This is a genomic window from Devosia sp. P2_G7 (assembly GCF_056403495.1).
Genome location: NZ_JBFUFI010000001.1, coordinates 148,307 through 161,063 on the forward strand (window position 1 = coordinate 148,307; position 12,757 = coordinate 161,063).

At 66.0% G+C, this 12,757-nt stretch carries 13 protein-coding genes; 4 read left to right on the top strand and 9 right to left on the bottom strand.

Annotated elements, in window-relative coordinates:
* Window positions 1–63: 63 nt before the first annotated feature.
* Complete coding sequence (locus AC1DWU_RS00835) at window positions 64–1,530, top strand: xylulokinase (RefSeq protein ID WP_477148056.1); 1,467 nt, start codon at window positions 64–66, stop codon at window positions 1,528–1,530.
* Window positions 1,531–1,565: 35 nt separating this feature from the next.
* Here AC1DWU_RS00835 and AC1DWU_RS00840 read toward each other — a convergent pair whose 3' ends face one another.
* Genes AC1DWU_RS00840 through AC1DWU_RS00875 form a run of 8 tightly spaced genes read right to left on the bottom strand, consistent with a single transcriptional unit; the run spans window position 1,566 to window position 9,130 of the window.
* The gene (locus AC1DWU_RS00840; RefSeq protein WP_477148057.1) at window positions 1,566–2,312 is read right to left on the bottom strand and encodes an SDR family NAD(P)-dependent oxidoreductase; all 747 of its coding nucleotides are present in this window, start codon (window positions 2,310–2,312) and stop codon (window positions 1,566–1,568) included.
* 17 nt (window positions 2,313–2,329) lie between these two features.
* On the bottom strand, window positions 2,330–3,508 hold the full coding sequence (gene rhmD / locus AC1DWU_RS00845) for an L-rhamnonate dehydratase (protein ID WP_477148058.1): 1,179 nt from the start codon (window positions 3,506–3,508) through the stop codon (window positions 2,330–2,332).
* Between the two features lie 21 nt (window positions 3,509–3,529).
* Window positions 3,530–3,847 carry an L-rhamnose mutarotase gene (rhaM, locus tag AC1DWU_RS00850; RefSeq protein ID WP_477148059.1) on the bottom strand — a complete coding sequence of 106 codons (318 nt, stop codon included), beginning with the start codon at window positions 3,845–3,847 and terminating at the stop codon, window positions 3,530–3,532.
* Between the two features lie 9 nt (window positions 3,848–3,856).
* Window positions 3,857–4,639, bottom strand: a complete 783-nt coding sequence (locus tag AC1DWU_RS00855; RefSeq protein WP_477148060.1) for an SDR family NAD(P)-dependent oxidoreductase — start codon at window positions 4,637–4,639, stop codon at window positions 3,857–3,859.
* 1 nt (window position 4,640) lies between these two features.
* Window positions 4,641–5,369, bottom strand: a complete 729-nt coding sequence (locus tag AC1DWU_RS00860) for a FadR/GntR family transcriptional regulator (protein ID WP_477148061.1) — start codon at window positions 5,367–5,369, stop codon at window positions 4,641–4,643.
* Window positions 5,366–6,358 (bottom strand): ABC transporter permease, encoded by a 993-nt coding sequence (locus tag AC1DWU_RS00865; RefSeq protein WP_477148062.1) that lies wholly within the window; start codon window positions 6,356–6,358, stop codon window positions 5,366–5,368. Before AC1DWU_RS00865 ends, AC1DWU_RS00860 begins: the two co-directional genes overlap by 4 nt.
* A 9-nt stretch (window positions 6,359–6,367) precedes the next feature.
* Window positions 6,368–7,882, bottom strand: coding sequence for a sugar ABC transporter ATP-binding protein (locus AC1DWU_RS00870; RefSeq protein WP_477148063.1), 1,515 nt, complete (start codon window positions 7,880–7,882; stop codon window positions 6,368–6,370).
* A gap of 60 nt (window positions 7,883–7,942) precedes the next feature.
* Window positions 7,943–9,130: a sugar ABC transporter substrate-binding protein gene (locus AC1DWU_RS00875; RefSeq protein WP_477148064.1), complete on the bottom strand. Its 1,188-nt coding sequence runs from the start codon at window positions 9,128–9,130 to the stop codon at window positions 7,943–7,945.
* 153 nt (window positions 9,131–9,283) lie between these two features.
* On the opposite strand from AC1DWU_RS00875, the gene AC1DWU_RS00880 reads away from it, so the two are divergent.
* The gene (locus AC1DWU_RS00880; RefSeq protein WP_477148065.1) at window positions 9,284–9,964 is read left to right on the top strand and encodes an SGNH/GDSL hydrolase family protein; all 681 of its coding nucleotides are present in this window, start codon (window positions 9,284–9,286) and stop codon (window positions 9,962–9,964) included.
* Here AC1DWU_RS00880 and AC1DWU_RS00885 read toward each other — a convergent pair.
* On the bottom strand, window positions 9,951–11,078 hold the full coding sequence (locus AC1DWU_RS00885) for a mandelate racemase/muconate lactonizing enzyme family protein (RefSeq protein ID WP_477148066.1): 1,128 nt from the start codon (window positions 11,076–11,078) through the stop codon (window positions 9,951–9,953). The genes AC1DWU_RS00880 and AC1DWU_RS00885 overlap by 14 nt on opposite strands.
* Before the next feature lie 156 nt (window positions 11,079–11,234).
* On the opposite strand from AC1DWU_RS00885, the gene AC1DWU_RS00890 reads away from it, so the two are divergent.
* Window positions 11,235–11,960, top strand: coding sequence for a FadR/GntR family transcriptional regulator (locus AC1DWU_RS00890; RefSeq protein ID WP_477148067.1), 726 nt, complete (start codon window positions 11,235–11,237; stop codon window positions 11,958–11,960).
* A complete protein-coding gene (locus AC1DWU_RS00895; protein WP_477148068.1) occupies window positions 11,957–12,739 on the top strand; it encodes an acetoacetate decarboxylase family protein in 783 nt (260 codons plus the stop codon). The genes AC1DWU_RS00890 and AC1DWU_RS00895 overlap by 4 nt, the downstream gene beginning before the upstream one ends.
* Window positions 12,740–12,757: the final 18 nt, after the last annotated feature.

Consider the following 12,757-nt stretch of genomic DNA (forward strand, 5'->3'; position numbering starts at 1 on the left):
GCGGATGGTCTCTACTCCGGCCGACACAACGGGCCGCGATTAGAACGGACAACACCCCGCGCGATGACGGACGATCTCACCCTCAGCGTCGACCTCGGCACTTCGAGCGTCCGCGCCGCATTGGTCGACCGGCGCGGCACCATCACCGCATTCGCCGGCCGCGGCTTCGCGCAGACCATCCCCCGTTTCGCCTGGGCCGAGCAAAGCGCCACCGCCTGGTGGACCGCGGCGGCAGACGCCATCCGCGAGGTGGCCGGCAAGTCGGACCGGCGGATCGGTGCGGTTTGCGTCTGCGGGCAGATGCACGGCACGGTACTGATCGGGGCAGGCGATGGACTGGCCAGCGACAGCGTGCTGCTGTGGAACGACAAGCGCTCGACGCCGGAGGTCGAGGCGTGGGAGCGGTCGCGGGCGTACGAATCCTACGCCTACCTCACCGCCAACCCGGCGACCCCGGCCTGGCCGGCGTTCAAGCTGCAATGGCTGCGCGACCATGCGCCCGAGGCCTATGACGCGGCGGAGACGGTGCTGACGCCCAAGGATTTCATCAACCTTCGGCTGACTGGGGTGCGCGCTACCGATTGGACTGAGGCCTCGGCGAGCTTCCTGGCCGATGCGCGATCGGGCACCTGGGCGGACGAGCTGGTCTCGAAGCTGGGGTTGAACCGCGAGTTGCTGCCGCCGATCCATGCGGCTGCTGACATTATCGGAGCTGTCACCGCTGGTGCGGCCCGCGAGACCGGGTTGCGCGAGGGCACGCCGGTGCTGGCCGGTGGCGGCGACCTGCCGCTGGCGCTGCTTGGCTCCGGGGCGGCACAGGCCGGCATGGCGTCGGATATCGCCGGCACCTCGTCGATCGCGACGCTGCTGCGGGGCGAGCCGCTGCATGATCCGCTGGTCGCCAATGTGGCGGTGCCGGACGGACTGTGGGGGGCGTTCACGCTGGTCGATGCCGGCGGCGACGCCATCCGCTGGGCGGCGAACGCGATCGGCAACGGGACGACGGAGACTTCGGCGGAAGCGGCTGTGGCGGGATCGGACGGGCTGTTCTTCCTGCCGTTCCTCTCGGGCGAGCGGCTAGGGCCGGCGCGGAACTCGCGGGCGCAGTTCTTCGGGCTGACGGCGACGCATGGCAAGGCGGAGCTGAACCGCGCAGTGCTCGAGGGCGTGGCGATGGCGCTGGGCCGGCAGTTCGAGCGGATCACCGCGCATACCGGACGGCCGGAGCGGTTCATTGCGGCAGGCGGTGGCGGGCGGTCAGACCTGTGGCTGAAGATCAAGGCCAGCGTCTATGGGACGCCGATCCTCGTGCCGCGCGTGCTGGAATGCGGCGTGATCGGTGGGGCGATCCTGGCGCAGCATGCGACGGCGGGGGTGAGCATCGCCGAGGCGATAGCGCAGATAGTGTCGATCGAGCGCGAGGTGGCGCCGGTGCCCGAGTGGGCCGAGACCTACGCGCGGATGATGCCGCTGTTCGGGCAGATCGAAGCGGCGATGACGCCGCTGTATGGGGCACTGGATCGGCTCTAAGAACAAGACCGCCCGGTAGGGCGGCCTCGAGGCAATCAGTAAGTGGCGCGGCCGCCGCTCAGATCGAACACCGACGCCGTCGTAAAACTGTTTTCCTTGCTGACCAGCCAGGTCACCATGTTGGCGGCTTCCTCGACTTCGAGGAACCTCCCGCGGGGGATGCGGCTCAGCATGTAGTCGATGAACTCGGGCTTCAGCTCGTCGAGGATGCGGGTCTTGGCGGTGGCCGGGGTGATGGCGTTGATGGCGATGTCGTATTTCGCCACTTCCTTGCCGACCGCCTTGGTCATGCCGATGACGCCGGCCTTGGCCGCGGCGTAGGCGGAGGCGTTCGGGTTGCCTTCCTTGCCAGCGATCGAGGCGATGTTGACGATGCGGCCGTAATTGCGAGCCTTCATGCCCGGCAGCACGGCACGGTTGACATAGAACGCGCCGTTGAGATCGATGTCGATGACGCGGTGCCATTCGTCGAGATCGTACTCGTCGAGCGGGGCGTTCTTGCCGGCGATCCCTGCGGAATTGACGAGGATGTCTAGCTTGCCGAGGCTCTTTTCGACTTCCGCGACGGCGGCGGCGATCGCCTCGTAGGAGGTGATGTTCACAGCAATGGTCGACGCAGCGGCGCCGAGCTCGGCCTTGGCGCTGGCGAGCAGTTCGGCGTTCATGTCCCAAAGGCTGACCTTGGCGCCCGAGGCGACCAGGCGCTTGGCGATGGCGAAGCCGATGCCCTGCGCACCGCCGGTGATGACGGCCACCTGGCCGTTGAGATCAATCTGGTTCATGAAATTTTCTTCCCGGGTCAGGCGAATGGCTTAAGCAGGCTACGATCAGCTATTTCCATGCCGAAGCCCGGCGCGCTACTGACCTTTAGTCGACCGTTCTGCGGCAGGTCTTCACCGGTGAACAGCTTGCCGAAGATCGGACGGATCGACCGCCCATCCGGACTGGCCGCCACATACTCGCACAGCGACTGCGACGGCTGGCTGGCAATGAACTGGTACGAGTACGGCCCCGAGCCGTGCGGAATCACCGGGATGTCGTAGGCGGCCGCTTGTGCCGCGATCTGTAAGAGCGCCGTGAGCCCGCCCACCCACATCACGTCGGGCTGCAGCACGTCGATGGTGCGCTCTTCGATCAGCCGGCGGAAGCCGTAGCGGGTGTATTCGTGCTCGCCGGTGGTCCACTTGATCGTCGGGTGCGCCTGCTTCAGCAGCCGGAACCCCTCGATGTCATCGGGGTGCAGCACCTCTTCCCACCAGTAGATGTTGAGGTGCTTGGTCCTTTCGGCGAGGCGGATGGCGTAGGGGACGGTCAGCGCCATGTAGCAATCGACCATCAGCGGGTAGTCCGGCCCCACCGCTTCGCGATGCGCGGTGAGGAACTCGATGTTTTTGATCAGCCCATCTTCGCCGTCGAAATGGCTGTAGGGCAGCGGCACCTTGGCGCCCCAGAAGCCGAGCGCCTTCACCGCATCGGGCGCGGGGCCGGTGCAGTAAAAGCTGATCTCGTCGTGGCATTTGCCGCCGATCAGGTTGTAGACCGGCTCGCCGCGGAGCTTGCCGATGAGGTCCCATAGCGCCAAGTCGACCACTGAGATGGTGGCGATCGGCATGCCCTTGCGGCCATAGGGCATCGAGGCGCGGAACATCTGGTCCCAGATCTTCGAGGTGTTGCGCGCGTCTTCGCCGACGAGGAAGCGGCTGAAGTGGTTGGCGACCAGCCAAGCCGCCGGATAGCCGCCAAAGCCGGTGGCGACGCCGGTGACACCGCTTTCGCTCTCGATCTCGACGACGATCGAGCCCATCACGCCGATGCCCCACGACTGACGCGATGCCTTGTACTGCGCGTAGCCCGACATCGGGTTGGCGATCAGCGTATCGATCAGCCAGTGGCCGCGGCCCTGCTGGAAATAGTCGCCGCCATCCCCCTCGCTCTCGACGAGCGAAACGCGCACGGCCTTGATGGTGAAGTCGGACATGGGGAGGCCGATCAGTCGGAGTCAGGGGAGATGAAAGACCTGGTTCAGGTTCACGGCATGCGGGGTGCCGTCGTCGTTGTAGTCCATGATGTCGTCCATGAACTTCCACCAGCGCTTGTTGATCTCGGTCTTTGGGAGATCGGCCATGGTGTGATCGGCGGTGCGGACCAGCGTCGCGAACAGCTCGTTGGTCTCCGGATCGTGCCAGATCGAATAGTCGGAGACGCCGGCGTCGCGCAGCGCCTGGCTGAGCTCGGGCCAGATCTCGTCGTGCCGTTTCTTGTACTCGGCGATCTTGCCGGGATGCACCTTCATGCGGAAGGCGATGCGCTCGGACATAGGGTTCTCCTATTGCAGGTTGACGTAGAGCCCGCCATCGACCAGCAGCGCCGCGCCGGTGACGTAGGAGGCCATGTCGGAGGCGAGGAAGGCGACGACCTTGGCCACATCCTCGGGCTCGCCAAAACGGCCCAGCGGGATGCGGTTGTTAAGGTACTCGCGCTTCTTGGGGTCGGACCAGTCGTCCTTGTTTATGTCGGTGGCGATGGCCCCCGGCATAACCGAGTTGCAGCGAATCCCGTAAGGACCGAGCGCGATGGCGACTGACTGCATCAGCGAATGCACGCCCGCCTTGGTGGGCGTGTAGTGAGTCTGCATGGCGCCGCCGACCAACGCCGAGATCGACGACGTGGCGACGATCGCGCCGCCCTTGCCCTGGTCCTTCATCCGGTTCGCCGCCGCCTGCACCGCGAAGAATGCGCCGTTGAGGTTGACGCCGACCACCTGCTGCAGCAGCGCCGGCGGCATGTCGAGGAAGGCGTGGAATGGGCAGATGCCGGCGTTCGAGGCGAGGATGTCAACGCCCCCAAACGCATCGACCGCAGCCTGCACCAGGTCGGTGCTGACCTGCGGATCGGCAATATCGCCTTCGACCGCGATGGCGCGACGGCCCAGCGCCTCGATCTCGGCGACCGTCTCGTCATGCGCGGTGTCGCCGGCAAAGCCGTGGTCGGCGCCGGCAAAATAGTTGATCACTACGTCGGCGCCCTGCCGGGCGAGCTCCACCGAGATGCCTCGGCCGATGCCGCGGGAGCCGCCGGTGACGATGGCGCGCTTGCCTTCGAGCAGCATGTCAGTCCGCGCCTTTCGCCTGCATCACTTCGAGGGTCGAACGATGCACGCTGAGGAGGTGCGCCTGCATCGCTGCCTCGGTAGCGGCCGGATCGCGGCTCTCGAGTGCGGCGACGATCACCTTGTGCTCGGCAAGCGAGCGCGCCAGCACCTGCGGCGTCTCCGCGGCAATGCGGCGATACTCCATCCCCAGCACATAGAGCGAGTGCGAGATGGTGACGAGGAATGGGTTGCCGGTCGCCGATGCGATCGTCTCGTGGAACTCGGTATCGGCCAAGCGGAAGCCAAGGGAATCGTTGGTCAGGTGCGTCTGCGCCTCGACCAGCTTATGCAGCTTGGCGATCTGTGCGTCGGTGATGAGCCCAGTGGCCATCCGGGCGATCGCGCCATCGATCATGCGCCGGCTCTCGTAGAGCGAGCCGAGGTTCTTGCTGTCGAGGGTGATGAGGAACTGCAGCGGCCCGAGCAGGTCGGAGGCCTCGAGCCCGGTGACATAGATGCCGCCGCCCTGCCGCATCTTGAGGACGCCGAGGATCTGCAGCCCGCGCAGCGCTTCACGCAGGCTCGGCCGGCTGACCTGCATATAGGTCGCAAGCTCACGCTCCGGCGGCAACTGGTCGCCCGGCTTTAGGCTCTTGGTCCGTACCATCTCGAGCAGGCGCTTGGCCACCTGCTCGGCGACGGAGCTGCTCCGTTCTATCGGGGCGTAAGCCTCCACTGCGATCATCATTCACCCAGGGCGCGATTGCGCAACTGATCCAGACTCACCGCAAGCATCAGGACGACGCCGCGCGTCACATCCTGCCAGAAGCTTGAGACGTTGAGCAGGGTCAAGCCGTTGTTGAGCGTGCCCAAAATCAGCACCGCCAGGAGCGTGCCCCAGACGCTGCCGCGCCCACCGTTGAGGCTGGTGCCACCAAGGATGATGGCGGCGATGACGGTGAGCAACTGCGACCCGGCGGCGTTCGGACCGGCGGCGCCGAGCATGGCGCCGAGGATGGTGCCGGCGACCGCCCCGGCCAGGGCCGAGATGACATACAGCACGATCACCGTGCGCTCGACCGGGATGCCGATCAGTCGCGAGGCCTCGGCGTTGCCGCCCGCCGCGTAGATGAAGCGGCCGAACTTGGTGCGTGTCATCACCAGCCACAGCGCGAAGAAGGTGATCACCATGATGATCAGCGGGATCGGGATGGCGAACAGGCGATCGCTGCCGATCCAGTTGAAACCGGGGATCATCAGCGGCCGGGTGAGGCCGCCGGTCAGCACCAGCGCGATGCCCGAGACGATGCTCATCATACCCAGCGTGGTGATCAGCGGATTGAGCTTCAGCCGGGTGGTGAACAGCCCGTTGACCACGCCGATCGCCGCAGCGAGTGCCAGCGCCAGCCCGACCGCCACCCAGACCGGCACGCCGAGCCCGACCAGCAGCGAGATCATCACCCCCGTGAGGCCAGCGATCGCCGCCACTGACAGGTCGAGCCCGCCGGCGATGATCAGCGGGGTACCGGCCGCCGCCATCAGCCCGATGTAGGCGACGTTGAGCCCGATCTGCAGCATGTTGCGCGCATTGAAGAAGAACGGCGACAGGATCGAGAACACCGCGATCAGGATCAGGTAGAACACCAGCAGCATGGCAACGCCCGACCAGGGCTTCGCGAGCAGCTCCATGAAGCGGCGCTTGAGGGACGGGGGTGCAGTCTCGACGGTGGTGGCCATGGCGATCCTTCAGGCAGTTTGGGTTTCGGCCGTGGCGGCCATCAGCGCAGCGGGGGTGACCCCGCGCGGGAATTCCTGGACGATGCGGCCGCGATCAAGCACCAGCGAGCGGTCGGAAATGCCGGCGACTTCCTCGACGTCGGACGAGAGGATGATCACCGCATAACCCTTGGCGGTGAGTTCGCGGAGCTTGCCGTAAATCTCGCGCCGGGCCCCGATATCGACGCCGCGGGTCGGCTCTTCGAGGATCAGGAGCTTCACGCCTTCGACCAGCCAGCGCGCCAGGCACACCTTCTGCTGGTTGCCGCCGGACAGCGTCCTGAGCTTCTGCTCCGGTCCGCGGGTGCGGATGCCGAGATCGCGGATCCAGTTCTGCGCATGGCCGCTTTCGGCCTCGGTGGAAACGAACAGGCCGCGGGTGAAGCGGTTCTGGAACGGCAGTGCGATGTTCTCGCGCACCGTCAAGTCGGCGATGATGCCTTCGGTCTTCCGCTCGGCGGCGACGAAGCCGATGCCGGCCTCCTTGCCGTTCTGTGGCGTCGACGGCCGATAGGGGCGGCCATCGAGGGTGACGCTGGCGCCGCGCTCACTATGGACCGCGCCATAGAGCGCGCGGCCCAGCACCTCGACGCCGGACCCGACGAGGCCGAAGATGCCGAGGATCTCGCCCGAGCGGACGGCGAAGCTCACGTCGGCGATCTTGCCGCGCACGTTGAAGCCATCGACCTTCAGCACGTCGGTGCCCGGCGGGGGCGGCGCGTCGACCGGATAGAGATCGCCAGCTGTGGCGCCAAGCATGGCGGCCAGCACTTCGGCCTTGCTGGTGTTCGCCGTGATGAAATCGCCGGCGTTGCGCCCGTCGCGCAGCACCACGATGCGGTCGGAAATCTCGAACACCTCGCTCATGTAGTGCGAGATGTAGATCACCGAGACGCGCTGCTCCTTGAGCCGGCGGATGATGGCGAACAGCAGTTCGGCTTCCTGCTCGGTGAGCGCCGCGGTCGGCTCGTCCATGATCAGGATGCGCGCCTGGCCGGCAATGGCGCGCGCGATCTCGACGATGCGCTGCTCGGCAACGGAGAGGCGTTTGACGTCCTGGCGCGTGTCGAGCGTCTCGAAGCCCAATTGGGCGAGCAGTTCGGTGGCGCGGAGGTGGATGGTCTTGTAGTCGACCTGCTTGAAGATGAAGCCCGGCTTCATCGGGATATCGCCGAGGAGGATATTCTCGCCGACGCTGAGGTCGGGCATAACCGAGATTTCCTGGGGCAGCAGCTTCACGCCGGCATGGATGGCATCGGCCGGCTGGTGGAACACCACCGCCTGGCCGTCGACTTCGACGATGCCGGCGTCGCGCGTGTAGAGCCCGGTCAGGATCTTCACCAGCGTCGACTTGCCGGCGCCGTTCGAGCCGAGCAGCGCGACGACCTCGCCGACGTCGAGCGCCAGGTCGACGTTCGTGAGGACCGGGACGCCGCCGAAGGACTTGTCGATGCCGCGCATCGAAAGCCGGGGAGTGCTGGACATGCCTAGTAACCTACCAGAAAAGACCGGGACGATGGCAGCTGCCACCGCCCCGGATCAGGGTCAGTTGGTCGGAATCAGGTTGAGCGAGTCCTGCAGCTCCGGGAGCTTGCGGATCTCTTCGAGGTGGGCCTTGTAGGCGGCCTCGGGCAACTCGAAGGTGATCGGATCGGGCGTCGCCGAGCACGCGAAGTCCTTGTAGTACTCGCAGACATTGCCGTCGGTGACCATGTAGTGGGTCATCAGCACGGTGTCCGGGACCTCCTTGCCGGCCAGCTCCATCAGCGTCAGCGGCACGAGGAAGTTGCCGTAGCGCTCGGGGAAATAGCCCACCGAGGCAACGAAGGCCGGCTCGTCGATCATCGTCTGGATTTCGTCGGCGCCCATGCCCACGACGATGAGGTCGGCCTCGCGGCCCGCCTGCTTGACGGCACGCAGCATGCCGCTCGACGCCTGGTCGTTGATCGCCGTCACCATGATCGGCACGCCCTCGGGGATGCGCCCGATGACGTTGTTCATCTGGGTGAAGCTCTCTTCGAGCGTGTTCTTGGTATCGATCTTGATGATCTGCGCATCAGGGAACTCACCGACCGCGCCCTTGAAGCCGGCCACCTGGCCGTTGGTACGCATGGCCGGTACCGCGCCCGACTGCGGCAACTCGCCGACCACCAGATAGCCGGTCTTGACCTTGTCTGCGCCGAACTTCTGGATTGCCGCCTGGCCGAGATAGGCGCCGCCCATGAAGCCCGACTTCGGGTTGTTGGCGCCGAAGAAGGTGGCGCCCGGCATCGGGATGTCGATGGCGATGACCTTGGTCTGCGCGTCATTCATCTTCTGCATGATCGTCGCGCCGAAATTTGCGTCGGTCTGGAATTCGATCACGAAGTCGACGTTGCGCTGCAGGTAGCTCTCGGCGTTGGCGAGCGCCGTGGCGCCATCGAGCCGGTTGTCGGTGATCTGCAGGTCGATGCCGGCGGCTTCGGCATTGGCGACGATGCCCTGCTCCACCTTGAGGCAGAACGAGATGTCGCGCTGCAGGTTGGCAAAGCCGATGGTCAGCTTCTGGCCGTTGCGGGGCGCGTGGGCGGCGATAGCGTCGACCACCATGGCGGCCAACTGGTCGGCGCTGAGCGCGTTGCCGTCGAAATTGGCGGGGTCGAAGCCGTGGAAATCCTCGGCGTAAGCGGCGCCCGACATAAGCGCCGCCGTCAGCCCGGCGATCGCCGCCAGGCGCAAGCTCTTCAGTCGCATGTTCTCTCTCCCATTCTTGGACAATTGGTCAGTCCAATTATCCGGACTCATATCGCGTCCGATTTTGGGGCGCAATGGCTATTTGGTCAGACCAATTGCTCGTTGACCGATCGCTGCTCCCGACCGTACCCCTGCTGAAAACGGGAGGTTCGAATGGCAGATCAGGCGTCCGTACCGCTGTCGGTGCTGGCTTATGGCGATTCCAACACCTGGGGCGCCGTGCCCCAGCCCTACCGCGGCGCCGGTGGACGCTTCGGCGTCACTCAGCGCTGGACCCGCATCATGCAGGCGGCGCTCGGGGTGGGCGTGAATGTGTTCGAGGAAGGGCTCAACGGCCGCACCACCTGCGTCGATGACCCGATCGAGGGCAAGATCCGCAACGGCGAGCGCTATCTGCCCGTTTCGCTGATCACCCACATGCCGCTCGACCTGGTGATCATCATGCTGGGCACCAACGACCTGAAGGCGCGGCTGTCGATGACTGCCGGCGACATCGCCGACGGCGCGGGCAAACTCGCTGACACGGTGCGCCGCTCGATCGCCGGGCCGGAAGGCCTGCCGCCAGAAGTGCTGCTGGTGTCGCCCGCGCCGTTGGCGAAGCTCACCTGGCTCACCGAGATGTTCGAAGGCGGCAGCCCCAAGTCGCAGAACTTCGCCGCCGAGTACGCCCGCGTCGCCCGAGCTTACGACGTGCACTTCTTCGATGCGGGCAGCGTCATCTCTTCGAGCGATGATGACGGCATCCATCTCGATGCGAGCGCGCACCAGACGCTCGGCCTGGCGCTGGCCGGGGAGGTTCGCCGCATCCTGGAGTTCGCGCCTAGCCAAGGCTGAGGGCCTTCACCACCTGCTCGTCCACCTCGATGCCGAGGCCGGGGCGGGTCGGGGCAAAGGCGAGCCCGTCCTGCTGGCGGATCGACTGGTCGACGAGGTCGGTCTGCACCACCACCGGGATGGGCTTGAACTCGAACAGCCGGGCGTTGGGAGAGGCGATCGACAGATGGAGGCTCGCCGCGCTGAGGATCGCCGTGCTCCAGGCGTGGGCGTTGATGGTGATGCCAGCCGCGCCGCAGAGCTTGTCGATCTTCGAGAAGCCAGTGACGCCTTCGGCCCTCGATGGGTCGACGCCGAGCACGTCGACGGTGCCGGTCTCGATCAGCCGCTGGTAGCCGGTGACGGTGAACTCGCGCTCGCCAGTGCCGATCTGCATGTTGGGCAGCGCCTGTTTCAGCGCCCGGTAGTCGTCGATGCGAGTCGGGTAGAACGGCTCCTCGATCCAGCCGATATCGTACTCGGCCATCCGGCGGGTGGTGGCAATGCCGGTGTCGCGGTCCCATTTCACGCCGTTGCCGATATCGACGATGATCTCGAAATCGTCGCCCAGCGCCTCCCGCAGCTCGCGCACAAAGGCGACGTCGTTGTCCGGGTCCTGCCCGATATTGGAGAGGCCCCGCTTGCCGAAGCCGAGCTTGGCACCGCGATAGCCCTCGGCCTTGTAGCCGACGATTTCCTCGACGCAGAGCGCCCGGGTCGCCTTGTTGACGTGGCTGGAGGAATAGGCCGGGAGGCTCTCGCGCACCTTGCCGCCCAGCAACTCGTAGAGCGGCTTGCCCTGCACCTTCCCCTCGATGTCCCACAGCGCCATGTCGAGCGCCGAGTAGGCGAAGCAGGCGATGCCGCCCTCGCCGTACCACCAGGCGTGCGCCCGCATCTTCTCCCAGGCCTCGGCGACGGTGATTCCGCCGGCATCCTTCAGCAGCGGGCCGAAGCCGGTATCGATCAGCGTCTTGGTGGCCCAGCAGGCCTCCGGCCACATGGCGATGCCCTCGCCCCAGCCGACCACGCCATCCACCGTTTCGACCCGCACCAGCACCGTCTGGCGCAGGTTTCCGTGGTCGTTGGTGTCGGCATAGCGGATCACGTGGCTCTGGATCTGGCCCACGCGCATGGCGGCATCCTCCCTCGACGACACGTTGGCCGGCCTCGGCATTGCGTGGCGTTGACTAGCACCGGCACCGCTGCTAGGTCAAGAAATGGTCAGACCACTTGGCCACTTTCGACAAGACTACCTAGAAGCCGCGTGCGCAAAACGGGAGCGAAACCAGTGCCAGTCAGCGATCTCAGCGGCGAAGTGCCCTTGCGGCGCTCGGGGCTGACCGAGATGTTGGTGGCGCGCCTGCTCGGCCTCGTCACCACCGGTAATCTGAAGCCCGGCGACCAGTTGCCCCCCGAGCGGAAGCTCGCCGAAACCTTCGATGTGTCGCGGCCGACGCTGCGTGAGGCGCTGCGCGCCCTGGCGGTGCTCGGTGTAATCGAAGTGCGGCATGGCGGCGGCGTCTTTGTCTCGCAGCTCGAAGCCTCGGACCTATTGGCGCCGCTGACCTTTTTCCTGACGCTGCGCGCTTCCGAGGTCGAAAAGCTCTACGAAGCGCGCCGGCTGATCGAGGGTGAGATTGCGGCGCTGGCCGCAACGCGCGGCGACGAGGCGGCCTTCGATGAACTCGATGCCCTGATCGCGGCGCAGGAGGAGGCGAAGCTCGAGCCGGCGCGCTATCGCGATGTCGACGCGGCGTTCCACCTCCGGCTGGGCGACCTCTCCGGCAACGAGTTCCTGTCGCGGGCGGCGCAGAGCCTCAACGTGCTCGGCCAGGAGTTTCGCAAGACCGCGTCCGAGACCGCCAACGTCATTTCGACCTCTATTGCCGACCATCGCATCATTGTCGCGGCGATCCGGCGGCGCGATGCTGCGGCGGCGCGGCAGGCGATGATCACCCACATGGACCACGTGCTGCAATCCACCGAGGCGGCGATGAAGGCGAAGAACGAATGACCGAAAGACGCTGGGGCCTCGACAAGGTCACCGAGGCCGACATCCTTGCGGGCGGCTTCTCCACCCCGTGGGACGCGCCGTTCATCCCGCCCTTCCCCTTCACCTTCCGCAATGCCGAAGTGCTGACGGTGTTCTGGCGCACCGACCCCAAGGCCATGCAGTTCCTCGCCCCGCCGCCGGTCGAAGCCACCGGCGACGTGGTTTGCGTCCACATCTACAAGATGAACGACACCAGCTGGATCGGGCCCTATCACGAGGCCAACGTGATGTTCGGCGCGAAGCTGCCGAACGGTCGCGCCGGCGCCTACTCGCCCTACCTGTTCCTCGCCTCGGATGGCGGTGTCGCGCATGGGCGCGAGGTGCATGGCCAGCCCAAGAAGCTCGCCAACCCGTTCCTCGAGTTCCGCGGCGACCTGATGGTCGGCGGGGTCGAGCGCAACGGCATCGACGTGATCACCGTGACCACACCCTACAAGCAGCAGGCGGTCGATCCGGCTTTGATGCGGGCGCATTTCGACTACGGCACCAACCTCAATCTCAAGGCGATCAACCACATCGACGGCACCCCGGCGATCCGGCAGATCACCTCGCGCAAGTTGACTGATGTGAAAGTGCATGAGTGCTGGCGCGGCCCGGCGACGGTGGAGCTGCGGCCCAACGCTCAGGCCCCGGTGTTCCGCCTGCCCGTGGTCGAGCCGCTCGAGGCCTTCTACTGGCGCGCCGATTTCACCCTCGTCACCGGCGAGATCATCCACGACTACCTGGCCAAGAGCGCATAAGCGCCGGCCACTGGGAGG